Consider the following 22,944-nt stretch of genomic DNA (forward strand, 5'->3'; position numbering starts at 1 on the left):
TTAGCCTCAGAAGGTCAGAAACTCGGCACTTGTAACGGCTGCCATCGACATCCCTCCGACTTGCAATCAACACCAATTCTCGGCTCACAATAACGGTGCCAACACTACTGCAAAACTGATAAGCGCTATGTTGTGTGCCAATCTCTACACAACCCATGATGCTCGTGACCTTCCCATAACGGTTTTAATGTGTATATGCATACAGTATTTGTGTGCTTTTTATTAAAACACAATTGAGGATAACGATATGAGTGGAAATGGTGCTGACAATGCCCATAACAACCAGTTTGGCGGCGGTGGACGCGGGCCAACTGGCGGAGTAAACATGGGGTCGGGGAGTCCCAGCGGAAATGCTGGAGATCGGGGTAACGGCTACTGGAATTATGACCCTGGTGTCCCTTCCCCGAAAAAAAATGATCCTGCGGGTGAGGTACGAATAGAAATCACAGGTGGAATGAAATGGGTGAGTGATAACTCCATTCACTGGTCCGATGGTAAAGGGGGGAGTGGCAATGATAATGTTCGCACCAATGCTACTGCCAAGGTAGAAAACGGTTACCGTGCTGCGGTTGACGGGTATATCTACACGGTGACGGTCAACGGGAATAACGCTATCACGGGTGTATATCTTTACTCTCGCCCGACCATCCCTTCCAAACAGAACTGGGCGCAAACTGAAACTGCACGTATCAATCAAGCTCGAGCCCTGGTTCAAACCCAACTGGATGCACTCAATGCCAAAAAGTTGGCGGAGGAAAAAGCGGCAGCGGAAGCCAAACGCAAAGCCGATGAGGAAGCCAAGCGAAAACAGGATGAATGGGATGCCGCACACCCTATTGAAGCCGCTGAACGGAAAATCAATGAAGCCCAGCAACGCATCAATCAGGCACAATCTGACAAGACCAATGTGGAACAGAGGCTGAACAGTAAAACCGCCCAGCTCAATGCATTGCAGAATGAAATTGCGGTTTTGAAAAACCAGGCTGCATCGGCGTACGCTCAAATGGAGGCCATAGCGAAAGTATACGGCCCTATTTTTAATATCAAAGATTGGAATGCTCGCCAAGCCGGTATGGATGCTATTGGCGATTATAATATTGCAACGAGCGAGCTTGCCAAAAAAGAGCCGCAGGTTGGTCCCTTAAGCAATGAAGTTAATGCCCTGCGGAATGCCTTGAACGATGCCAATATGCGTCTCAACCAGGCTACCAAGGACAAGACTGATGCACAGACCCGGTTGAATGCACTCAGGCAAGAACAGCAGGCTTTGCTGGATGCTGAAGCGCGTCGTCAAAAAGCCGTCAATGATGCCAAAGCGGCGGCAGAAGCCAAAGCCAAGGCCGATGCTGAGGCGGCAACCAAGGCGGCAGCAAAAGAAGCGGCCATGTCGAAACTGGAACAACCCAACGTGTTTGGCCTGTCCGGTTTTCCTGCTGCCATGGCTGCTTCCGCTGCGCCTATCACCTTTGCTGAAACCGGCCTGGGTTCTTTGGCACTGGACGGGGCTGCAGCTACAGCTGCCTGGGCATCCGTACGAACAGCCCTTGCCGACCTGATTGGTGTCGTTATCAAAGGTAGCGGTTGGGGGACGGTGATAGCTTCCATTGCCTACATACCCAGTGCCGGTGAAGGCAGTGACAAGGTGCCTGGCCGTGACGAGTCCAATATGTTCCTGTCGGCCATGCCTGCGGATGCCGTTAAACTGCCTGATGATAAAACCCTGAGAGCGGCCGCAGCCGCCAAAGGGACAGTGGATTTGGCTGTTCGTGGACGCGTGTATTTCAGTGATAATACATTTAAAACCGCTCTGGTACGCACGACAACACCTACACCCGTGCGGGTTGTACAGACGGTGCGCGATGAGGTCACCGGGTTATACAGCTATACCGTTCCGGCGGAAAATGAAATACCGTCGCGAACCATTCTGATATCACCGGATAAAACGCCTGGGTACAAAGGGTTACCTCCACTTGTCACCCCTCAGCAAGGAAAGATTGCTGCAGATAATACAGGTAATCAGTCGCCTGTCACGACCAAACCGCTCATCGAGTCATTCCCGATGGCTGATGATCTGGATTTTCGTGATCTCATTTTGGTGTTCCCTGCAGAGACCGAGATGAAATCTCTCTATATCATGCTGCAAAGCGGGCGTGACTTGCCGGGCAAGGTTGAAGGAAAAGGTCAGACAGTCGGTGAGGGGTGGTTGAATAATGCAGGTAAAGAACTGGGTGCTCCCATCCCGAGTCAGATTGCTGACAAATTGCGTGGTAAGGAGTTTAAGAGTTTTGATAAATTCCGTGAAGCTGTGTGGACTGAAGTCGGTCAGGATCCTGCCCTGGCGAAACAATTTAACTCCCGAAATCGCGCTTTCTTTAAAAAAGGATATTCTGCTTTCGTGCCTAATAAGGAAAAATGGGGTGGGCGGGATAAGTACGAAATCCATCACGTTAAACCTATCAGCGAGGGTGGAGAGGTCTATAATGTCGATAATCTTCGCGTGTTGACACCCAAACGACATGTCGAAATTCATTCAAAGAATGGGGGTAAGTAAAATGACCAACAAAAAAACAATTTCAGAATATACAGAAAAAGAATTTCTAGAGTTTGCTAAAAAAGTGTGTAGTGCTGATTACCCTACAGAAAAAGAGGCAGATAACGCGGTGTACGAGTTTATCCGCTTAGCCGAGCATCCTGATGGTACGGATATAATTTTCTATCCTCCCCCCGACCAGGAAGACACCCCTGAAGGGCTTGTAAAGCAAATAAAAGAATGGCGAGCTAAAAATGGTAAACCCGGTTTTAAATCTGCCTGATTCATGATTGGTAACTGATGCCCAATAATGTCGCATTTATTGGGCATCATCATTAAAAATAACCCGTTATCTGAAAACCAAATCACCACAAGGTCTGAGAGAGCAGCAATGGGAAGAGAGTTACCGCCATTTACCTATGTCAGTGATGAATACGTTAAAACCGTATTTGTAAAAACAACCTCAACATGTGATTGTTGTCAGAAGGAAAGTCCCTATAGCTATTCCGGCCCTATTTATGTAGCAGGAAATAAAGATATCACTCTTTGCCCATGGTGTATCCATGACGGTAGCGCGGCCAAAAAATACCAAGCCAGTTTCAATGAGATATACGATGAGGAATTAGCTGAGCTCATTGTCACCACAGTTCGTGAGCAGACGCCAGGTTACAACTCATGGCAAGATCAATGCTGGGCAACACATTGTAATGATGCGTGTGTCTACCATGGGGACGCCACGTCTGAAGATGTGGCCGAAGCCAGTGAACAAACGCGCCAGCAGTGGATGCATGATTATGAGCAAGATGCGGAGAGTTGGTCTTATTTTATGAGAGACTACCATCCTGGTGGTGATCAAGGTGTTTATAAATTCATCTGTCGGCACTGTAGCCTGGTTGTTTTTAACTGGGATTTCTTCTGAGTGGTTTGTGCTTGTGATTGCTATGGGTGAGAATACCCGGCCTCTTTTTGGTGCTTGATCGTCAAGATCACCACACGGTCTGCGCCCGTATCGTGGCGATAAAGCAGGACATATCCGCTATCACCGAACGGGATTATCCATTCCTGATAGTCCAGCGGGAGATGCTCGATCGGACGTCCGATATCGGGCAGGCTCTCCAGTTTTCGGATGCCGTTTATCAGCGCCTCAGCGGCTTTTTTTGCGGCCAGCCGGTTTTTCTTTCTGAGAAAGTCCTGCAGTCGCTGCAAATCGTGTCGGGCCGATGCGGAGACAATCACTTGTGGCATGCTGGTGCGCCCTGTTCGTGCTCGGTTCCCCAGGATTCGAGCCAGGCGATCGTTTCATCAGCGGTAATATGCTCCCCGGTTTCCTGGTATCGTTGCCAGGTGGCCAGCGCCTCTTTACGGTAGCGGCTGCGTTTTTCTTCCCGATCAACGTACTCGGCAATGGCTTCGAGCATCAAGGCATGGGTGGAACTGTGGCGGTCTTCTGCCAATGCTTTCAACCGCTCCTTGATATCCTGCTCGATCCGCAGGGTGGTAGTCTGGCGTGAGGATTCAGTCATGGGCACTCCGGTTACTGTCGTTGGTGTCACCAATGATAGTAGCTGGGATGAATTTCTGTGTCACGTACACTTCTTCGTATTTTGCGGGTTCTGAGTTATCCCCAGACGGTCTCATTCAGGTCGCCATGCACAATTTACCCAGTGTTCTTCGTAGCGTTTCGCAAAGTCTTTCATTTCGCGAATGTTGGTTGCCGGTTCACGGCAGGCCCGTGCACAGGTAGAAACAACATCTCGGTAGAACGCTGGAGAAACAGGTATCATCCCTCCATAATTCATCAGCAATTCCGGTAGGTGATCTGTGATTTTTACGCCACGAGGTGCCATTATAATACTCGGAGGGGCACCATATGTGTTGATCAACACGTATCGCCAGCTTGGATCTGCGCTTCCCTGATGGGGGACAATCTCAACGGGACAGGCATCCCCGCCATTGGAAAGGCTTTCGTAGATTTCCCTCAGTGCGCGTTGTTTGTGGGCTATCAGAACATAAGGCCCTGCGCAGACATAACTCCCTATTCTTTCGCGGTATTCAATCCCCAGCAAGTTTTCCAATTCAATACGCACTTGTTGCGTAAGCGGGGCCTTTTCCGAAGTGAACCATTGAAGTTCCCGTAAGGTGATCCCTGCATACCGGGCAATCGCTACAAGCGGATTGGGCCAGCATGCCACAAGGTTGTTGATGAGCCTTGCCGCGTTGTCATCCCAGAAGTCCTCATCATCCGCGGTCTCATCCGGGATTTTTTCGCCAGTCAATAAACAAATCCTGTTGTCAAAGTCGTCGTGGTGGAAATAACGGGGCTGATCGGGGGGTAACGAGGACAACCAAGATGACAACCATGGACCGGGTTTCCAGTCGAGCCCTGCGTTTACCACAGGTTTTGGCACCTGCAGCGGTAAGGCCAACCACTGCTGGATCCTGTCTTCAACCTCGCGGTTGTTTACATATCTGCAGCCCGTTCTGATACGGAAGTGGTGTTCATTGTTAGCCGCCTGACAAAGAGCCTGGAGGGACCCGGTTAGAGACGGGTCTTTTGGGGCACCTTTTCTCGGCAGCCACCGACTGGCGTCCTGGGCAGAGCGCAGGGAAGCGGGAAGCGATTTATCCCAGGCATTGGCAATCTTGACCTGAATACCTGTCTTTTCCATATCCCTTAGCAGTTCTGGACTGGCTGCTGCGAGATGGCGGTTAATCCGCAAGTTATCAGGTTGACCACGTAACCCCTCTGCGTGGTGCCACGCCTCCTGCAGAATCTCCTTGAAAGGCCTGGGGTGATCTATCGAGGTAAAGGTCATCCATCGGATGGGCAAGCCAGAAACAGACAAGCCATAGAGTATGAGGGGGCTGAGCCCATACCGCTCTGCATCTTTGGGTTTTATCGGATCCTGTACAGAGACAATCCCATGCTCTGGATGATAGAAAAGGAACTTGGCGATGCTAACGAAAAAATGATGCTCTCTGGGTGATGGTACTCTCTGTTGATCCATACTCCCTCCTTGGAAAATGAGGTATATCTGGGGGCTGAAGTCCAATCGTACGAAAATATACGCCAAATGCGGTTTTTTGAACAATCATAAGTTACTCACACGGCTCAGTAGTACTCTTTTGTCCTACCACACCAATAAAAGGAAACCTCACTAAATTCTGTTTCAGAGAGATTGAATGTGACTTCTTCTGCATCTTTCCTTCTGTATTTTCTTTTCTCATCCTCAGGGGTATTTAGATGGCTTTGCAATTTCTGAATTGACCAGTTCTTCTTGAATAAGTATAATGGACGAACAAACCCCTTATAATTAATTAGTTTTTTTAATAGATATTCCTCTGATATAACATACTTATGCCATAATTCAGTAATGTCAATTTCATGCTTTTTCTGAGCTTGGTAGACAAATAGAGATGAAATTATTTCCAAGGCTTTCATTGAAAGCCATATTGGTTCTTTTTCTCCTGTATGACAAAAATCACAGCTCCACTGATAGATATTCAATATGTTTTCTAATGAGCATGGTAAATTCAGGCACTTTATATGCATTAGTTCTTTGACAACGTATGAAAAAGGCAGGTCATAGGATTTAATTGTCCCTCCTTGCCACTTTTTTATTTCTAAATTTTTAAAGCCGATAATGCTTTTTATTTTACTTTCAAGTGATATTCTTATTTTAAATGGAATGGAATAAATATTGAAGACTTGCCCTGCGTGTTGCTCTATCGTTTCGTAAGTGCTTGGTAGGAGTGGCGATGCTGCCAAGTGGAAAAAAGCGTGCTCCGGTATCTTGGATTGAGCATACGTGAGGATATGCTTTCCACCTAAGTGAATCCCTTTTGTTGTAGCGAATTGTTCAAGATCTGATAAAAAGTGTTCTATTAAAATTGCTTTATCTTTTGGGTGAGGGCTTAATCCAAACAAAATGCTATTTGGGTTGAGAGACAGCAACTTTTCACCTTGCTCAATAATGATTTTTATTTGTGTTTTATTATTCGATTTAAGTTTGTTTTTATTCGGGAAGTTGTTTGCGCGTCCATCATCGCAGTTTTCCTTTTTTAAGTTGTTAATATAGCCATTTAACTTTACGCTCAGTTCATCCAATGACTCATCCATAATTTTATCTCCTCTGTAAGATTTATTAATATCCAACTTAATGGCAAAGACTGTTAAATAAGTTAGTGCGTCATGCAGAAATGTAAACCTTGCAAGATGATGGTCACTTCGTGTGAACCCTTGCAATTATCCAGGCTCGGGAAACGTTCAAGTGGGCTCATGTGCAGACAGCGTTAACGGTAAAAATTATGATGCCACAGGTCAGCCACAGTAAAGCAAACTGACCGAATGAGTTGATACGTTTAACGCATAAGCAGATTGCTACTGCGGCGAACAGTCCGCCGATGAGAGCGTATATTGCCCAGACAAAGAGTACCAGTCCACCGACATAACTCATCCTGTTCCCTCATAGGGTTCTACACTGGACCGCCGAAATTTCCGTGACGCATAATTCTGGCGTTCGACGGCTTGTACGTAAGACCGTCTTAACCGGACAGCAAAGCAATGGCCATTCTGCGCGAAAAATCACTGATTGCAATTATAGCTGGTACGCATCAATTCTCATCGATGGCACCATAACCGTACACGTCAGCATATGAAAATGTGCTCAAAAAGTCGTCTAATCCCTGATGCCGGAAATTTCGGCGGTTCCGGCATAAAACCCCTTACAGCGATAGAGCTGCGCCCCTGAACTGGAACGACCCTTTCGGATAGCCCCCTGAGTTTCAGAGCAACGGGGATAAACTACATCAATCCTTGCCATCAATCATCCAAAGGGCAAAGAGTACAACAACACTAAGTTTGCGTCACGACCTTATCGTTCTCAATATACTTCAACAATGAAAACTATTGAGGGCCAGCAACCATGTCTTTTATGCCTATTCGTTAAATCGCTCAATAGTAATCCCAGTCATTTTTATTTCTATTTTTTTTATATTTAAAATCCTCTTCAATGTGTGGCTAAAGTTATTTTTCTTATGACATTTCTTGCAAAAAATCTCGGCCTCAAATGTAAAGTCATTCTCGTCTCTTTCTATTTTGCAAACTTTATATTCAAGGTTTTCTGAATCATTACAACGTGGGCACAAATAGCTATCACATTCAATTGGTATCATTTTTTCAGCAGCGGTGTACATCATGCCACACATCGGGCATCGGCATTTAACATGTATAGATCCTTTGCCGTGGAGCCTCCAACCGTAACTCAAATTCTTTTCAACAGTCATTACCTTAACATCACTTACATTGTGAGCTTGGCAGTGATGACATGAACCAGGCTGCTTAAATACAATCTTTTGATCTGGTAAAGAGTTCATACGTGTCTCCATTCAGTGGCTTCACTAAATGCTGAATTGCATTTCTATCCTAGCCCCTCAGCTATCAGGGCTAGATGAGATGATTAAGTATCCAATGATATGCAAAACTCTTTTAAATAGCATGAGTTATTTCAAAATATCTGGCACAGAGCCACCTGTCAGATTAGGTTTGGCTCTGTGCAATAGATGTGTCAAGTCAAATCTGAGCTAATAAGGGTAATACAACTCATTACTATGGCAACTTCTGGGTGTCCGCATTTTGGTTTTTATCCATCACTGCGAACTAGTCCTGGTCGAGCAGAAACCAATAAATTAGAGTATGCCAGATCGTATATCTGGTTCGTCATGGGTGCTCAGGCTTCTTCAGATATCCCACAACATAGTTGGTCACCTCACTCAGTGTGTTAAGCAATGCCTTCCTTGCGTCTGCGCTGTTCCTAATCGCCCCAATAAAATTCTCCTTCTCAATCTTAAAACTGCGTTCGCCGGAATGAGACAGTTTAAGGGTGTCAGAATCGGGATCGCACAGTACGAAAACCTGTATATATTCCTTGTTCCTGGATCCTGAATTATGTGTCATGGCATTATTATTGATATAAAGTCTGGCGGTTTTTTGCAGCCGGTAGTCATCATTGCGTTGCACGACACCCACAGAAATCTGTTTATTCGTCAGGGTATCCCTGATATGCGTGATGTACAGGTTATCCAGCGATTTATAGTGATCGATAATGATAACGTCAAACGCTTCTTTCTGGTTTTCATCAATCGCTGTCGGGACCAGGTCATCCGGATGAAACAGATAGGAAATCAGGGTTTTCAGTTCATCCGTCATGTTATAAAGCGGTTTTGCCCTGATATCGCCACTTCTGTTCTCATCCAGCAAGCCGTGATTAATCAACTTGTGCAGTGATTTCAGCGTGATCCCCTGTTTGCTTGATGTCAGCGCCAGTTCCGCATCCTCCAGGGATGTGTACCCTCTGAGTGGAACGGTCTGTCTGATATACAGCTTGCGGGCAAAGTCAATATCAGCCCCGGTCAGTTCGCTCAGCGTGTTGATATAATATATCTTCTGGTCTGGATCGAGGTCACTTCGGGCAAGTTCAATGGTCAGTTTGATATAAAATTCCGTTTTTCGCTTCTCGTCATCCAGTAATAATTTTGTGACGATGGCAGAAAAACATTCGGGGGATAAATCAAAATTATCTTTATCAATCCCTGAGTCCCGAAGGCCTAGCGCGAAATCAAGCATTCGATCCTGGTGTATTTCCTCCCTGATTTTTGCATACGCCTGGCGTAGTTCTGGAACAACAGCGACGCCGGGGATCTTACGGGATGCTACATTTGCAATCAGATCCAGCATCTTGTCCAGGGGAGAGCCCGGAGCGAGTGTGATCACCTTGTCTTTCATACCGCCTCTCCCTGAGGATTCGTTCCCTTCCGTGCCAATTGCAGCAACTCAGCCTGCAGGCTCCGTGTCTCTTCCCGGGCACCCTTCAGTTCTGCCTTCGTCTCTTTCAACTGTGCCGTCAGGTGTTCACCGGTGGCGGTCAGGCGTGCCAACTGTTCGCGCAGCGGCAAGGCTTCGGCACGCAGCGTCCGCACCTCGTCCAGCAGCCGGTCCCGCTCGGTGACCACTTCGCGCAGTACCGCCAGTTCCGCCTCCCGTTGTGCCACTTTTGCCAGGGCCGCCTCCCGCTCCTGGTCTGCCTGCATAATGTCGGCGTCAGCCTGCTCGCGCGCGGCCAGGGTGTCGGCGTCGGCCTGTTTGCAGGCCGCCTGCCACAACAGGCCCAACTGGCCGGTCAGCAGCTGCAGCAGCTCGGGCGGCAGCGCCGGGGTCTGTTCCGCACGCTGTTCACGCTGCCGGGCGCGGAACGCGCGCATCACCGGGGAGATGTGCGACAGGGAGCCGCCGCCGAGGTGCTGGCGCACCTGCTCATTGGTCGGGGTGGCATTGCCGGCCGCGATGAGGGCGGCGGCGGCGTCCTCGATACGACGGACGGTGTCTGCGGGGATGGTGCTCATGGTGGTCTCCAGAGAAGAGGGGTCTGACGGTAGGGTAACCGGTGAACGAAAAATACACAACATGTAAAATACAGATAATACAATTCATACATGAAATACAATCAGTACATGTCGTACACATCATACATACAGTATTGTCGTACATACCATTCGTACTGTTTTTTCTGTCCGGATCCGAATTCTGGCAAAGGTAGAAGTGATAGGAACCCTGACAAGGCTGAATAAAAGGGCTCCAGGTACCGACATCGCCAGCGTTGCTGGTAAATTATGGGCATACCCAGTAAATGATGTGAGATTTACGATGACTGATACAAAGAATGATGCGGCAACCCGGGCGCTCCTGCTCCTGACTGAAAAGCTAAACCACTGGCGAACTGGACCTGATGCGGCCTGGAATTCTACATGGCCGGTATTTGAGCGGCTTATTGTGCGACACAGCGAAATGAAAGCTGTGTATGTCGAGCTGGAAGAAAAGAAGGTGACGGATCTGCGACTCTGGGTGCTGCTGGAGCAGTGTGTTTTTGCCGGTGGGTTTGGTACCGCGGATCGGCATGCTGCCCTGCGCGCTGATCACCGGGAACTGCAGGTACTCTGTGAGGATATTTCGGTAATGAGTATCCAACTGGCACAGTTAATCCGGCGTAGGAGTGAAATTCTCAACAATAGCGGATGTTTTAATGTCGACAGAATGCTCAGGCTGACGGATTACATTGACGAAGCTGGGTATGAAAACGGGTTATACCGTACATATATTCAACCGAAGTTGGATGAACTGAATGGCTTTGATCTGAGATACTGGCCGGATATTGCCGACCTGCTGCAGACTCTGGGGGAAGAACCTGCTGAGGTAGAGTGCAGGGATGAAGCTACGGCTGCGATTGTGGGAGCCAGACGCGCATCACATACTGATTTTTTCAGGCAGTTTTTTAGCAGGTTATGTGAGGTATCCGATGGCTCCTACCGGGGACTTCCGCTCAGATTCCGGTTATCAGATGGGGCGATGGCCACCCTGAGTAATATTATCTGTGATCGGCCGCCTGACGAGATGATTGATGAAGTTTATGTAAAACGCCTCCGACAGCGGCTGAGAGATCAGGGATTTTCAGCGGTGTGGTGATGGACAGTTGATCTCCCGTCTGATGTCGGCACTGTGCAGTGGTTTGAGCACCGTTTACATGAACGAAAGTAGGGTTGACGGTACGTACCGGCACAAAATAAAAAGGCCACCGACGTGGCCTGTGGAATATCGAGATCCTGGGTGTGATGGTAGAGATCAGACCACCAGTGATTGCAGGCGCGCATCAACCACATTAGCCAACTCGGTAACTCCTTAGACTGACAGATTGTATGAACTGGCCAGTTCCGGAATTTCTTGGCAGAGCTTACGGACTGGCCTCTCAACCCTGAATGCGTCATACAGATTAATTATTGATGACTGTGAGGGTTAAAGTGGCACTATCAGTCGATTCAGAGTCTTACAACCTGTTTTTTTGTTTTGTTCCGTCGTTATCACAGTGACCCTCCATTTTGGAAAAAATCTCCATTCATCCTCTCATGCTGTTCACCCGTGACACGCTGCCGTTTTTTTGTTCTTACCCTGGCGGTCAGATCCGACTTTGGGTAGAGGTAGAGTTTGATGGTGTCTTTTCATTTTCGTGCTAATTAAAAGACTTTTAATTATTTACTTATTCTGAAGATTTTGAATGCCTCTGTAGGACCATGCTTAATTGTAGGAAATATTTACTTTCAAATTGTTTCTTATTTTAATATAAAATCAACATAACTTCATAATTGCTTATAAGCTATACATTCATGCGCAAAAAAATCAACTTAACATACTGAATATAAGGGATTTTTTATGAAAGAGTTAAAGGCTGCAGAGTACAGTGAAGTCGCAGGCGGTGTTGGCATTGGAAGTTGTGGTTCTTCCAGTAGCAGTAGTTGTGGTGGTAGCACCGGGTCAAAAGGGAGTAACTATCAGGACAGAAGCTGGCAGACCTCAAATCGGGGGAGCGGCAGCCAGGCCAATAATTTCGGAAAAGGTGGCGGTAATTTTGGTTCATCCGGTGGCTGTACCGGTGGTGCCCGTTCGCAGTGTCGCACATCCGCTGATGGCCGATAATCAACAAGCATGACAACGCAGGGGACGCCCTGCGTTTTTTACGGCTTTAACTTTTTCAGAATATCCGCAGGTTTTACATTCCCAAGGAAAACGACGGGTTCGGGTTGCAGGACAACCATCACAGGGGTGGCTTGCACGCCGACACGGGAAGCCAGAGCGGATTGCGCTTCAATCGTGTTGACACAATCAGGAGTGCTGTCATTTTCTGGCAAAAAGCCCGCCATCGCCTTTCGCAGGCTTTCATGTGGCTCCGCAGAACACCAGACTCTGGCCATGTCACTCACCACCTGATCACGAATGGCTGGCGGGGCGACCGTAATAAATGACAGGGTCAGACCCGCGTCAGTATATTTATGAACATTTTTTACAACGTCCGAACAGTAAACACACTGGTTATCGATGAAGACAACCAGATGGTGTTTCTGGGCTGCAGACGTCCATGTGATCGGTTTGAGTGAAGGCAGATGATCTGAAATTTCCCTGACAGACTCTTCAGGTGTTAAGGCGTGGACCCCTGAGGTCACTGTCAAGAGTATGAAGGTGAAAGCAGATAACAGAAGAGGGTTTTTCATCATGGGTCGCTCATGTTGGTTCGCTATTGCAGTCGTTTGCTAAACGACCGGTATTTTTATTAAGCCGGATCACCCTGTCGGCTGACGCGATAGTTGACGGCCTGTGCGCAATAATGATCCTCGTCATATCAAGCGCGGATATGGCTTCATTTATCATTTTTTCATTTTCTTCATCAAGATGACTGGTGGCTTCATCCATAAACAGAATACCAGGCTGACGATACAGTGCCCGTGCAATAAAAATACGCTGTCGTTGCCCTCCTGATAAGCCCTCCCCAAGCTCTCCAATGAAGGTGTCATACCCCATGGGAAGATGCAGAATGTCGTCGTGGATGTGGCTGAGACGGGTGCATTTGATGAGCCATTCCTCATCCACTTTTTCCGCAAAACCGGTAATGTTTTCCCGGAGAGAGCCAGCAAACAAGCGATCTTCCTGAAGTATACAGGCTATGCCTTTTCTGTAGTTATTCACACCTGCCGTATGAATGTCATAACCCGCGGCGATTATCTCCCCGGTATCTGGTCTGATAAGACCAGCCATGATTTTCATCAGGGTGGTTTTCCCGCAGCCAGAGGGCCCCACTATGGCTATGCTTTCTCCACGATTAACGGTAAAGGAGATCTCATGGAGGGTACGTGGTGATATTTTGTCGTACTGGAATGAGATATTTTTTAATGATAATGTCATCGCACCAGAAACTTTAAAGACTTCTGAGATCCCCGATTCTGGTTCAATACTGGCAAGCGCAATGTCAGAAACACGTTCATTATGAAGACTCTGGATTTTAAAATTAAGAAGGATGTCAGTCAACGAGAGCAGACGATCTGAAAATAGTCCTCTGAACGTTCCAAATGCCACGAATGCACCTAGGGTCATCTCTCTTTCCATTACCATGCCAATACCTAACCATAAAATAACGATATTATCGCAAGTGCCAATAAAGGTACTGACCACCTGAAAGAACATATTGAATTTATCAACATTGATGGACGCATTAACGGATGACATCATCAGCGTTACCCAGCGGCTCCGGCGTCGCTCAGTCAGGCCCTGTGCACGAAGCGTTGAGATACCATATAGCGTCTCTGTGAGAAATGATGACGCCCCTGCTTGCCTGATTATTGACTCCTCAGAAAGCTGTTTATATCTTGAAAAGGTACATAATCGCAATGCAATATAAAAACTGGTAAATCCAATAACCACGAATGATAGCCCTCCGCCATATTGGATAAGCATAGCGAGTGCGCCAATGGTCATGATAATATTCATGATACTACCGGTGATATCATGAATGAAGGTTAATCGTAGGTTGTTCAGGGATTCAAAGCGTGACTGGATATCACCTATCTTTCTTTTATCAAACCAGACAAGAGGTAATCGAATGAGATGATGAAAAAGGCTGTCACTCCATTGGACATGGGTCAACGTGTCAAGAATTATCACAGACCAACTTCTCCAGAGGAGAACAAATGTCTGTGAAAGTGTCAGGATGAATAACCCAATGCAGATTAATTTGAGTAATCCAAAGTCCATCGCAGGTATGACATGGTCCATGACCAGTTGTGTGCCGATAGGAACCAGCAGGCTGATCATTTCAATTAATAGGGAGATGAGAAAAATCTTGACGAGCGCGCTTTTAAATCCACTGATATTATTGATAAGTTCACGCGTCTGAATAAGGATCTTGTTCTTATTCTTGACAAAGCCAGCATCAGGCCAAAGTTCAAGGGCTACGCCAGTGAACAGTTTTGAAAACTGGTCACGACTTATCACCCGTTTACCTACAGCAGGATCGTTGATTGTCAGGTTGTGCCGAGTGACCTTCACCAGGACGACAAAATGGTTAAAACCCCAGTGAATAATACAAGGTAATTTAAGCTTATCGACTTCGTCCATTTCAAGCGATAGCGCCCTGAAGCCCAGTTTAAGCGCTGTTGCGATCCCCGTTAACGTTTCAAGTGTTGCCCCTCGCGATGAGATACCGAATTCCTGACGCAATGCCAGTAAGTTGGTATTTTTTCCATAATAGCTGGCAATCATGGTCAAACAGGCGAGACCGCACTCTGCGGATTCGGTCTGGATCATCACCGGCACAGAGCGACGGAGAGAGAGTGTGAGTGCTGACAAGGCGATATTTTTATTCAGGTGCATTCAGAGGCCCTTCCGTACTGTTTCTGATGTCGTACAGTGGGGAAAATATCCACTGGTACAGTTTTCTGTTTTCGAGAAACAACACACAACTGGCTTTCATGCCGTTAGAAAAGGAAAACTTTTTTCCTCGGTATTCGAAACCGTCTGTGTCAGGTTTCACCAGTAGCTTGTACCAGACCTCCGCCGATCCGGGCGCTTGTGTGGGGGTTGATGGATAAGTCGACATTTCCTGCACGGAGGCCGGTACCGCTGAAATTGAAACGACGTGTCCAGGAAACTGACCAAACTTTTCTGCCGGAAAAGCGTCATATCGGATGTTGACCTTATCACCCGGAGAAACATAGGGGGCAGCATGACCGGGGACCCACATGACCAGAATATAGCGACTGACCTTTCCCGGTAATATCTGCAGAAGACTTGCGCCTGGGCTGACCATTTCTCCAGGCGTTACGCTGATTGACTCTACATGTCCTGAAAGAGGGGCTGAAACGAGGATGACACCGTCGGCGTCGGTGTCGGCAAGCTGCCTCTGTGCTTCACTTTTCTGGATCAGCAGTTCATTAATACGGTTGTTGAAATCCGTTTCCTGAGTTTTAAGGTTTGTTTGTAAATTTATTAATTGCAGTTCGAATTGACTGTCTTGATTTTTGAGGTTAAGCATATCATTCTGTCTTTGATAGAAAATTGACATTTGATTGATGAGCTGTTCCTTGTTAATGAGGCCACGTGAGAGATAGGTATTGTAATTCTGCATGTTTTTTTCCATGAATATGAGGCCGTGTTCTGCCCCCCCAATGGCACCTCTTATTTTTTTAAGTAAAGCACTGACATTATCAATCTGCTTTTGTAAGGATGCCAGAGTGACCACTTTGTTGTTTTCAGTTTGTCTTATAATCTCATTGATTACGGCCATTTTTTTTAGAATGTTATTTTTTTGCGTCGCATTGAGAATACCTGAGCTGGTTTTTTTACTGGTATCAAGTTGGTACAAAGACTGACCTTTAGTAACGTGATCTCCAGCGTGAACAAACTGACCTGAAATATAACCTTGTTGTGCGGCAAAAATACTGACAGCCCTAGGTTCAGATATCACCTCACCAGAAACAAGAACTCTGCGATTATACCCACCAAAAATAAGGTATAAGATGATTATTGACAGGATAAAGATGACGGCGGAGGCAACTATCCATACTGGGATCCCTTGAGGAAGAAATGATTTCGATGACCAAAGGTCATTTCTGTTTTTTAAAGCTTGTTCACGAAATAAATCATTTTTCATCAATATTATTCATGGCCGCACGTAATGTAGACACATTCGCCCGAATGTTAACTGTACGTTCAAGCGGGAATTTTTCATGTAAATACTCATCTTCTGTCAGAGACTCTGATTTGTCTAGGAGTGCTTCAATGGTTTGAATATCCTGTCTGAATTGTTGGTAACTGGCCTGGTATGTAGCCTCAGTAAAAAGCAATGTTGTGTCATAGTCTTTATAATAAGTATACAGTTGAGATGCATGTGCGAGTGCTGTACAGTACTCACCTTTTTCAAGAAGGCACATGATTAATCTTGATTTTGCATTGAATGCATAAACTTCAATATTGGAAGAATATGGGAGAGGGAGATCTCCAAAGTCATTAAGTACCGCAAGAGCCTCACTGGAAGCATGATCAAGGTAGCGTAAAATAAAATATTTCCAGCGAAAATTTTCCGGCTCTTCCGCTATCTGAAGTCTGAGGAGTCGGCTATTCCTTGCATTTTTCTGTTTTCCTTCATATGCTTCAAATTGATAGCCCGTATGTATTATGATGATCCCATCCAATGTGACGAGTTGAGTTGAGTCTTCATCATGAAGGTATTCATGCACTCGCCCTCTGTACTCCAGTGTTTCTCTGCGAAAAAAAATTCTTGGGTTATTTCTTAAGATATGACCATTCAGATTATCAATGACAGGAGCATACAACGCGTGCGGATCCTTGAGCATGCTTTTTTTAATTATATTTCGTACTGCAGATCTGCAGGCGTCATCTATATACTCGTCTGCGTCCAGAACAAAGCAATATTGATACTTGCAGAGTGATAGCGCATGATTTCTGATGGCAGAAAAATCATCGCTCCATATTTTCTCGTACACTTCAGGCTGCAGGACGTGAGATCGGGCTATCGATAGCGTGGCATCTGTTGAACCGGTATCAACAATGACAATCTGATCGGCGATCCCGGACAATGAATTGAGTGCTCTGGCAAGCGTCTGTTCTTCGTTCAGGGTCATGATGATTACACTGATACCGTCCTGCATTATTTCAGCCCCATTGGTGTGTCAAGTGTTTGATCCTTTTGTGTCAACCCGAACATCTGATCCTGAAGGCGCTCCGCCAGTCTTTCAGGGGGAACTTGGCTGCCAAGTGGCATGATCCTGAATACCAGTCTCAGCAGTGTATTGACTATCATTCCTGGACCGGTCAGTGATAGCGTAAACGCATCAGAGAAAAAATCATTATTATTTCGATAGTTGTCAGTATTTTCCAGTATCCGCCCCTGGTCTGTCGTGTCGGGGGATGCAAACAAGGCATCTTCTCGTTTCAGAATTGCATAACGTCTGGCAATGTTCATGAGAATGATCTTGATCAGCCGTGAACCCGGTGCCGCGCAAAGAAAATTATTAAAAAATATCCCCGGCAGAAAATGTACTGCCCCAATTTTCATCAAGTCCGGGTATGAGAGTACCTCACCCAGTGGGGGGATATCTCGGATATTGATGTTCATGATATCAAAAGCAACACTCTCCCTTAATTTCGTATAATCATTCTCTGAGAGGTGAGTTATCTTTCTGATATAAAAATCAACCGAAGCAGTTATATTTTCATTTCCGTCAAACCAGGCCAGAAAAGCAGCGGACTTTGCGAGGCAGATGAGTTCATGATTTGCCATGCCCAAAGTGTTTTCAACACGTTGAGTCGCTCTGAAAACCTTCTCAACATCGGGAAGGGTATCTAGATCGATATAGACTCCCCCTATTCTATACAGGATCAGAAGCCGAATGATATCGCTGGCGGCCGCCAGATTTCCACGCAGGATAAGTTCATAATAATACAGCTTTCTATAGGGGAGGAGTTCATCTGTAAACAGTGTCTGTATATCACACAGCGTCACCATCCCCTGATACTGATCGGTATTATTATTGTGGGCTGTTTTGTCTGATTGTTCAGGAATTCCATTCATAACAAGGAAATGGCTGGCCGCAGTATTGAATGTTTCTCCTGACGTGATGCGAGGATAAATGAATGTAAACGCGGCATTCTGCAATTCATACAGTGAGCCATGGTCGGGATGATTATGCGAATATTCTTTGAGAGAGTGCTGAAACAAACAACAATAATCGCTGGACTTATCTGTCCATAGAAACAGTGCCTTATCAGGATTAAATCTGTGCCAGACCGAGAGATAGCTAAGGTCAGCTCTGCTGACTTCCCCAATCCAGACAAAATGCAATTTATCGGGTACTCTGACTTTATAAATCGCAGTTTCCCTGAGCATCTCCTCAAGTGCCGTTACAGCATCCGACTCTGTGGTTTCCTGTTGAAGACAAACATTCTGGATCAGGGTACCCAGAGCCAACAGAGAGTAAGGTTGTACACTCATCCCTGAGTTCCTCCTGAAGCGGTCAATTAACGCAATAATGACTCAATGAGCGAACTGAATGTAATGTCACCGGAGAAATTTTTAACCGCGGTCGTGTTTTCACCAAGATGGACCTGAAGTTTTTTCAGTGCCTCTTTTTTGTCTGCTGCATCCGCTTCAAAGTCCAGCTTCTGATAGCCAGAATTGAGGAGCTCAGTGCTTTCGGCATCGCTGTCAGTCGTTCGAACATCACTTTGCTTCACGAAAAAGGTATAATGGGGCATGAGTTAACTCCTTCTTTAGTCTGCATCTTGTTGCCGGTGAATGCGCTTATTCTGAATATTCCGCTCGCAGACTGCTTTTCAGAGAGTGTCCCCCCCAATATTTCTGCCTGAGCGGGGGGACGTATTGTCAGTGAAAAAACTGGGTGGCGACACGCCGGATAGTCGTCCGTCAGTCTTCAAAGACTACAGCTATGACGTTATTCGGTTTATAAATGTCTTTATGTAACTAAATGAAAAATAATATGTCATTCAGAGAAATGAAAAATATAAAGAAAAGCTAATCTATCTTCTTTTACGCTTTCTTCGTCTACTCCCCGTTTAAGGTTTGTTAAACCCGGTTTACTGCCTGGAAAGGGGCATCAGTGATCCCCCCGATATCCCGCGATTGTCACCTGGCCCGGCAAGGGGGACGACGTATGATGACTTTATATCGAGCCAACCACGGTGTATTCACGGTGCGTAGTGAATTTCGGGGGCTCCTTCAGCCTACGCCCTGGAACGTCAAGGGCTCCTTGACTCACTCTCCCCAGGCGGTACCTGCCTTTTTTCCTCGAATGCTCGGTGGACAGGCTAGAGATCGCCATACAGGGTGCGCAAGGCGTCCACTGCCAGGGCCAGTGGACCGGTGTCCACCGCGTCCGTCAGCTGCACCACCAGTACCGCGAAAGCCTCGGCCGGTACAAATACCCGCAGCGCATCCAACCCCAGAATGGCCTCTTGTGAGACGGCTCCGGGCGGCGACAGGCTCACATGGTGGCCCTCGCTCAGCCGGCGGATGGCCTCCGGCACGGTGCGGTACACCTTCAGCAGGCGATACAGCTCAGCAAAATGGCTCCACTCAAACGGCATGACAAAGTGCTGCCCCGTCACCACCAGAGACAGGCACGGTACCCGGTACTCAACACTGGATACCCGGCTGTCGCGCTGTCCGTCCACGCGGATCTCGAGCTGCAGTGAACCGGCGGTCAACGTCTGGTGTATTGCCGGGATCGGTGGCCGCATGTCCTGGATGAAGGTTTTCCGCTGAGTAACATCCCACGCCCGGGTGTGCATCAGCAACGGGAAGATCTGCTGCAGGCGGCCGGTCGTGAAGATCCTGGCCAGCACCTCATCCGGGAAATCCGTCAGCGCAAAGCCGCCGGCGGCCAGCGGTCGCAGCAGTATTTCCGCATAGCCGGGGCTGACGGCCGGACTGAGCTCCTGCAGGAAGCGGGCGGATTCGACCTCCCAGTGCTCCGTCTCAAACTCAAAGGTGCTCTTGAGATAATGACGGTCGATCGGCAGGCCGTTTTCCACCTGCCAGAGCAGCAGCTCAAACGTGATCCGCAGCAGCGTTTCCAGCACGGCCCCCCGGACGTATTCCCGTGATTTTCCGCCCCTGTACGCCTGGTGCGCCGTCTCGACCATGAACCGCAGTTCTGCCCGCCGGATAGCCTGGCGCCCCAGGACTTCCCCCAGGATGATTTTCCGGTACAACTGGCGGAGGGTGTCATCCGGATCGGTGATCACCCGGAGGTAGTCATCATCCTGGCCGGGCGCCTGCAGTGCCGCGTCCAGGTAACGTTCGGCCAGGGCATTGACGGAGGTTTTTTCACTGGCGGCGCGGTTTTTCAGCGCCTCGATCAGTTTTCTGTGAAAGCGCAGGTTAAGCTGGCTGAGCATCATCATGTCCTTTATGTTTTGCTATATCTTCAATGCTATCATAGCAATTAAAATAGTGTGATGAATTTAACCCATCATCACGTTATCAATGTGATGTCATGATAATCGCTGCTGTGATGACCTCTGAACATCACCTAGCTGCGGTGTCTCTCTTTTTCACTGCAGATCCGAAAAGTGATACTTTAGGATCTCCCGTTCGTCGCACCGCCTGTTTTCGCCCCCAAACACCCCATGTCGTGGTCCCCTGTGGCGTGCGCTACTGCATGATGTGTTTTATGGCGCGATCGTCCGCCCGCTCAAGCGGGGGTGTCTGGGCTGTTGGCGGCTCCCCTCCCCGTGGTACACTTCCGAAAATCCGAAAATACGCCAGAAAGCGGATCACCTGAACACCGGCGTTCAGTAATTACATTACGTGATTATATTCCTAATTATTATTAGTGTGATTATTTTAACTCTGATTCACTTTCACCTTTGGGATTATTTCCATAGGGAAAATGAGGGTGATTAGGGTAAGTGATTTCAATGAGTGATTATTATTCATCAAACCAACAGGAGGGCATCATGGGACGTTCCATCCCGGTAAACATCGGTCAGCAGACATTTGCCTCTCAAAAAGCCGCCGTGAGTTATTTCATGGATCAGCGTGAGGCGATCAAAGAAAAAGGCCCCGTCAAAGACGGTGCATTTTTTGACGAGCTGAAAGATCTCTATAACCGCTATTGTGACTGTTCGCCTGAATGGGACCGACCGGGTTTAGTGATCCAGACATTCTTCGTGGATCATGAACCCCGGAAGAACGGGCAGACCTGGGCATCGCATTTGTGTTACTGGGTGCGTTTTTCCCCTAAACAAGCGCTGCCTTTTTCTGTGGAAAAGGCGGTAAAGGCCATTGTGAAAGCCTCTGCGGAGGTCGGTCAATAATGGTGACGGAGGGGATTTCGGTATGGGTACCGGTGATTTCAGCCCTATCGGGTGGGTTACTTGCCGGGGCTATCGCGTTGACCGGTATCTGGATGACACACCATTTTACCCGGAAGCGGGAGCAAGAGGCTGCTGAGCGGAAACTTGCCGCCGATCGCTATTTCATTGCCACTGAGCTGGTTTTCAAACTGGAAGAGTATGCCGAGACGTGTGCGGCTGTCACTCAAGATGATGGTGAGCCGGATGAGCGCGGTTTGTATCGTGCTACCACCCAAGTACGGCCGCTCGAATTTGACGATGTGACCGGCGACTGGCGGGCTCTCCCTGCTTCTGTCATGTACCGTGTGTTGGAGTTCCACGTTCTTCAGCCCGAAGCCAGTGGTGCGATAGCTCACGCCTACGATCATGATTCTCCCCCCGACTTTTCCTGGGCTTTTCGTGAACGGCAGTACCAGTATGCGCGTCTCGGTCTGCGGGCGCTGTTCCTGGCCAAGCGTCTGCGCAAGATCACCGGCATGCCGGCTTCTCGCCTTGATAAATATACCTGGTCCCCCCAGAACGCGATGTGGCAAACCTGGCGCAGGGAGCGCAAGAGCAGGAACACCATACGACACTGTGAGGCCAATGAATGACAGGCAGACTGACGCAAGAGAACCTCCCGGCGCTCCCCGGCCCTTTGAGCACACCGCTTGTGCCGCTCCCGGTGGCCATCGACTACCCGGCCGCGTTGACGCTCCGCCAGATGGCGCTGGTGCACGATACATTGCCCCGTTACCTGCTGGCCCCGGAAGTCAGTGCCCTGCTGCATTATATTCCTGACCTGTACCGGCAGACGCTGATCGCCACCCTGTGGAATACTGGGGCGCGCATCAACGAAGCGCTGGCCCTGACCCGGGGGGATTTTACCCTGACGCCGCCGTATCCGTTCGTCTTGCTGGCCACGCTGAAGCAGCGGGCAGAAAAGGCCGCCCGCCCCGCCGGCCGACCCCCGGCCAACCGTCCCCCGCCCCGTATCGTGCCCCTGTCCGACCCGCAGTTTGTGGTGCAGTTGCAGACGATGGTGGCCACGCTGAAAATTCCGTTAGAGCGCCGTAACACACGCACCGGCAGAATGGAGAAGGCGCGCCTCTGGGACATCACCGACCGGACCGTGCGCACCTGGCTGAACGACGCGGTGGAAGCCGCTGCCGCTGACGGCGTGACGTTCTCGGTGCCGGTCACCCCCCATACTTTCAGGCACAGCTATGCGATGCACATGCTGTACGCCGGCATTCCGCTCAAGGTGTTGCAGTCACTGATGGGACACAAGTCGATCAGTTCGACGGAGGTGTATACCAAGGTGTTTGCGCTGGATGTGGCCGCGCGCCACCGGGTGCCGTTCCTGATGCCCGGTGCCGAGGCGGTGGCCCTGCTCAAGGGGCAACGATGAGCCGAAAGGTGATACCCACACGGTGACGGGCCCGCAGGCCTGTCAGCGGGTTAACGGGGTTTCTCGGCGTCGAGCACACCGTGCTTGATCAACAGATCGCGGATGGCTTCGTCCAGCAGGCGGCTCTTGGGAATGCGCGTGGTGGCTGACAGGGCATCAAACAGCGGCACCAGCGGATTGTCGAGCGAGGACGTGAAGCGTTTGCGGTTTTTGAGGAAAGGTTCGGCCATGATCATACCCACGGTGAAATGG

At 48.4% G+C, this 22,944-nt stretch carries 22 protein-coding genes and 1 pseudogene; 7 read left to right on the forward strand and 16 right to left on the reverse strand.

Features of this window, described 5'->3' with window-relative positions:
- Window positions 1-247 precede the first annotated feature (247 nt).
- From WG891_RS15960 to WG891_RS15970, 3 genes are read left to right on the forward strand one after another with little or no spacing between them, the layout of a single operon-like run.
- On the forward strand, window positions 248-2,551 hold the full coding sequence (locus tag WG891_RS15960) for an S-type pyocin domain-containing protein (RefSeq protein ID WP_337263640.1): 2,304 nt from the start codon (window positions 248-250) through the stop codon (window positions 2,549-2,551).
- Between the two features lies 1 nt (window position 2,552).
- The gene (locus tag WG891_RS15965; protein ID WP_337263639.1) at window positions 2,553-2,813 is read left to right on the forward strand and encodes a bacteriocin immunity protein; all 261 of its coding nucleotides are present in this window, start codon (window positions 2,553-2,555) and stop codon (window positions 2,811-2,813) included.
- A gap of 27 nt (window positions 2,814-2,840) precedes the next feature.
- On the forward strand, window positions 2,841-3,449 hold the full coding sequence (locus WG891_RS15970) for a CbrC family protein (RefSeq protein ID WP_337263638.1): 609 nt from the start codon (window positions 2,841-2,843) through the stop codon (window positions 3,447-3,449).
- 20 nt (window positions 3,450-3,469) lie between these two features.
- On the opposite strand, the gene WG891_RS15975 is transcribed toward WG891_RS15970, so the two are convergent.
- The 8 genes and pseudogenes from WG891_RS15975 to WG891_RS16010 form a co-directional block, all read right to left on the reverse strand.
- Window positions 3,470-3,775 (reverse strand): type II toxin-antitoxin system RelE/ParE family toxin, encoded by a 306-nt coding sequence (locus WG891_RS15975; protein WP_337263637.1) that lies wholly within the window; start codon window positions 3,773-3,775, stop codon window positions 3,470-3,472.
- Entirely contained in the window at window positions 3,763-4,053 is a 291-nt protein-coding gene (locus WG891_RS15980) for a CopG family ribbon-helix-helix protein (RefSeq protein ID WP_337263636.1), read from the reverse strand. Before WG891_RS15980 ends, WG891_RS15975 begins: the two co-directional genes overlap by 13 nt.
- Window positions 4,054-4,164: 111 nt before the next feature.
- On the reverse strand, window positions 4,165-5,538 hold the full coding sequence (locus WG891_RS15985; RefSeq protein WP_337263635.1) for a hypothetical protein: 1,374 nt from the start codon (window positions 5,536-5,538) through the stop codon (window positions 4,165-4,167).
- 104 nt (window positions 5,539-5,642) lie between these two features.
- Window positions 5,643-6,650, reverse strand: coding sequence for a hypothetical protein (locus tag WG891_RS15990; RefSeq protein WP_337263634.1), 1,008 nt, complete (start codon window positions 6,648-6,650; stop codon window positions 5,643-5,645).
- Between the two features lie 604 nt (window positions 6,651-7,254).
- A pseudogene (locus WG891_RS15995) lies at window positions 7,255-7,353 on the reverse strand (IS1 family transposase); the annotation flags it as partial.
- A 115-nt stretch (window positions 7,354-7,468) separates the two neighbouring features.
- Window positions 7,469-7,906 (reverse strand): hypothetical protein, encoded by a 438-nt coding sequence (locus WG891_RS16000; RefSeq protein WP_337263633.1) that lies wholly within the window; start codon window positions 7,904-7,906, stop codon window positions 7,469-7,471.
- Between the two features lie 343 nt (window positions 7,907-8,249).
- Window positions 8,250-9,314, reverse strand: coding sequence for a hypothetical protein (locus WG891_RS16005; protein ID WP_337263632.1), 1,065 nt, complete (start codon window positions 9,312-9,314; stop codon window positions 8,250-8,252).
- Window positions 9,311-9,931: a DNA-binding protein gene (locus tag WG891_RS16010; RefSeq protein ID WP_337263631.1), complete on the reverse strand. Its 621-nt coding sequence runs from the start codon at window positions 9,929-9,931 to the stop codon at window positions 9,311-9,313. Before WG891_RS16010 ends, WG891_RS16005 begins: the two co-directional genes overlap by 4 nt.
- Before the next feature lie 301 nt (window positions 9,932-10,232).
- Between WG891_RS16010 and WG891_RS16015 the strand changes: the two genes are divergently transcribed.
- Window positions 10,233-11,048 carry a hypothetical protein gene (locus WG891_RS16015; protein ID WP_337263630.1) on the forward strand — a complete coding sequence of 272 codons (816 nt, stop codon included), beginning with the start codon at window positions 10,233-10,235 and terminating at the stop codon, window positions 11,046-11,048.
- Between the two features lie 1,043 nt (window positions 11,049-12,091).
- Here WG891_RS16015 and WG891_RS16020 read toward each other — a convergent pair.
- The 7 genes from WG891_RS16020 to WG891_RS16050 all read right to left on the reverse strand — a co-directional run bounded on the left by WG891_RS16020 (window position 12,092) and on the right by WG891_RS16050 (window position 20,348).
- A complete protein-coding gene (locus WG891_RS16020; RefSeq protein WP_443006165.1) occupies window positions 12,092-12,625 on the reverse strand; it encodes a thioredoxin fold domain-containing protein in 534 nt (177 codons plus the stop codon).
- A gap of 10 nt (window positions 12,626-12,635) precedes the next feature.
- Complete coding sequence (locus WG891_RS16025) at window positions 12,636-14,777, reverse strand: peptidase domain-containing ABC transporter (protein ID WP_337263628.1); 2,142 nt, start codon at window positions 14,775-14,777, stop codon at window positions 12,636-12,638.
- Window positions 14,764-16,056 carry an HlyD family secretion protein gene (locus WG891_RS16030; protein WP_337263627.1) on the reverse strand — a complete coding sequence of 431 codons (1,293 nt, stop codon included), beginning with the start codon at window positions 16,054-16,056 and terminating at the stop codon, window positions 14,764-14,766. Before WG891_RS16030 ends, WG891_RS16025 begins: the two co-directional genes overlap by 14 nt.
- A complete protein-coding gene (locus tag WG891_RS16035; protein WP_337263626.1) occupies window positions 16,046-17,074 on the reverse strand; it encodes a glycosyltransferase family 2 protein in 1,029 nt (342 codons plus the stop codon). The genes WG891_RS16030 and WG891_RS16035 overlap by 11 nt, the downstream gene beginning before the upstream one ends.
- Window positions 17,074-18,417 carry a TcdA/TcdB catalytic glycosyltransferase domain-containing protein gene (locus tag WG891_RS16040; protein ID WP_337263625.1) on the reverse strand — a complete coding sequence of 448 codons (1,344 nt, stop codon included), beginning with the start codon at window positions 18,415-18,417 and terminating at the stop codon, window positions 17,074-17,076. The genes WG891_RS16035 and WG891_RS16040 overlap by 1 nt, the downstream gene beginning before the upstream one ends.
- A 26-nt stretch (window positions 18,418-18,443) precedes the next feature.
- Window positions 18,444-18,680, reverse strand: coding sequence for a hypothetical protein (locus WG891_RS16045; protein WP_337263624.1), 237 nt, complete (start codon window positions 18,678-18,680; stop codon window positions 18,444-18,446).
- Window positions 18,681-19,250: 570 nt separating this feature from the next.
- On the reverse strand, window positions 19,251-20,348 hold the full coding sequence (locus WG891_RS16050; RefSeq protein WP_337265215.1) for a transcriptional regulator: 1,098 nt from the start codon (window positions 20,346-20,348) through the stop codon (window positions 19,251-19,253).
- A gap of 555 nt (window positions 20,349-20,903) precedes the next feature.
- Here WG891_RS16050 and WG891_RS16055 point away from each other — a divergent pair.
- The 3 genes from WG891_RS16055 to WG891_RS16065 are packed head-to-tail and all read left to right on the forward strand — an operon-like array spanning window position 20,904 to window position 22,692.
- Entirely contained in the window at window positions 20,904-21,263 is a 360-nt protein-coding gene (locus WG891_RS16055; RefSeq protein WP_337263622.1) for a hypothetical protein, read from the forward strand.
- A complete protein-coding gene (locus tag WG891_RS16060) occupies window positions 21,263-21,895 on the forward strand; it encodes a hypothetical protein (protein WP_337263621.1) in 633 nt (210 codons plus the stop codon). The genes WG891_RS16055 and WG891_RS16060 overlap by 1 nt, the downstream gene beginning before the upstream one ends.
- Window positions 21,892-22,692 (forward strand): site-specific integrase, encoded by an 801-nt coding sequence (locus WG891_RS16065; RefSeq protein WP_443006162.1) that lies wholly within the window; start codon window positions 21,892-21,894, stop codon window positions 22,690-22,692. Before WG891_RS16060 ends, WG891_RS16065 begins: the two co-directional genes overlap by 4 nt.
- A 50-nt stretch (window positions 22,693-22,742) precedes the next feature.
- Here WG891_RS16065 and WG891_RS16070 read toward each other — a convergent pair whose 3' ends face one another.
- Window positions 22,743-22,922, reverse strand: a complete 180-nt coding sequence (locus WG891_RS16070; protein WP_337263620.1) for a ribbon-helix-helix domain-containing protein — start codon at window positions 22,920-22,922, stop codon at window positions 22,743-22,745.
- Between the last annotated feature and the right edge of the window lie 22 nt (window positions 22,923-22,944).

This window comes from Serratia sp. MMO-28, assembly GCF_037199905.1.
Lineage (GTDB): Bacteria > Pseudomonadota > Gammaproteobacteria > Enterobacterales > Enterobacteriaceae > Chania > Chania oryzae.

Excerpts from the sequence above, each read along its gene's own strand:
- WG891_RS15990 (WP_337263634.1), bottom strand. The coding sequence starts at position 6,650 with ATGGATGAGTCATTGGATGAACTGAGCGTAAAGTTAAATGGCTATATT.
- WG891_RS16065 (WP_443006162.1), top strand. The coding sequence starts at position 21,892 with ATGACAGGCAGACTGACGCAAGAGAACCTCCCGGCGCTCCCCGGCCCT.
- WG891_RS16070 (WP_337263620.1), bottom strand. The coding sequence starts at position 22,922 with ATGGCCGAACCTTTCCTCAAAAACCGCAAACGCTTCACGTCCTCGCTC.
- WG891_RS16015 (WP_337263630.1), top strand. The coding sequence starts at position 10,233 with ATGACTGATACAAAGAATGATGCGGCAACCCGGGCGCTCCTGCTCCTG.
- WG891_RS16010 (WP_337263631.1), bottom strand. The coding sequence starts at position 9,931 with ATGAGCACCATCCCCGCAGACACCGTCCGTCGTATCGAGGACGCCGCC.
- WG891_RS16040 (WP_337263625.1), bottom strand. The coding sequence starts at position 18,417 with ATGAGTGTACAACCTTACTCTCTGTTGGCTCTGGGTACCCTGATCCAG.
- WG891_RS16020 (WP_443006165.1), bottom strand. The coding sequence starts at position 12,625 with ATGAAAAACCCTCTTCTGTTATCTGCTTTCACCTTCATACTCTTGACA.
- WG891_RS16025 (WP_337263628.1), bottom strand. The coding sequence starts at position 14,777 with ATGCACCTGAATAAAAATATCGCCTTGTCAGCACTCACACTCTCTCTC.
- WG891_RS16005 (WP_337263632.1), bottom strand. The coding sequence starts at position 9,314 with ATGAAAGACAAGGTGATCACACTCGCTCCGGGCTCTCCCCTGGACAAG.
- WG891_RS16050 (WP_337265215.1), bottom strand. The coding sequence starts at position 20,348 with ATGATGATGCTCAGCCAGCTTAACCTGCGCTTTCACAGAAAACTGATC.
- WG891_RS16030 (WP_337263627.1), bottom strand. The coding sequence starts at position 16,056 with ATGAAAAATGATTTATTTCGTGAACAAGCTTTAAAAAACAGAAATGAC.
- WG891_RS16055 (WP_337263622.1), top strand. The coding sequence starts at position 20,904 with ATGGGACGTTCCATCCCGGTAAACATCGGTCAGCAGACATTTGCCTCT.
- WG891_RS15960 (WP_337263640.1), top strand. The coding sequence starts at position 248 with ATGAGTGGAAATGGTGCTGACAATGCCCATAACAACCAGTTTGGCGGC.
- WG891_RS15980 (WP_337263636.1), bottom strand. The coding sequence starts at position 4,053 with ATGACTGAATCCTCACGCCAGACTACCACCCTGCGGATCGAGCAGGAT.
- WG891_RS15965 (WP_337263639.1), top strand. The coding sequence starts at position 2,553 with ATGACCAACAAAAAAACAATTTCAGAATATACAGAAAAAGAATTTCTA.
- WG891_RS16000 (WP_337263633.1), bottom strand. The coding sequence starts at position 7,906 with ATGAACTCTTTACCAGATCAAAAGATTGTATTTAAGCAGCCTGGTTCA.
- WG891_RS16060 (WP_337263621.1), top strand. The coding sequence starts at position 21,263 with ATGGTGACGGAGGGGATTTCGGTATGGGTACCGGTGATTTCAGCCCTA.
- WG891_RS16045 (WP_337263624.1), bottom strand. The coding sequence starts at position 18,680 with ATGCCCCATTATACCTTTTTCGTGAAGCAAAGTGATGTTCGAACGACT.
- WG891_RS15970 (WP_337263638.1), top strand. The coding sequence starts at position 2,841 with ATGTCGCATTTATTGGGCATCATCATTAAAAATAACCCGTTATCTGAA.
- WG891_RS15985 (WP_337263635.1), bottom strand. The coding sequence starts at position 5,538 with ATGGATCAACAGAGAGTACCATCACCCAGAGAGCATCATTTTTTCGTT.
- WG891_RS16035 (WP_337263626.1), bottom strand. The coding sequence starts at position 17,074 with ATGCAGGACGGTATCAGTGTAATCATCATGACCCTGAACGAAGAACAG.
- WG891_RS15975 (WP_337263637.1), bottom strand. The coding sequence starts at position 3,775 with ATGCCACAAGTGATTGTCTCCGCATCGGCCCGACACGATTTGCAGCGA.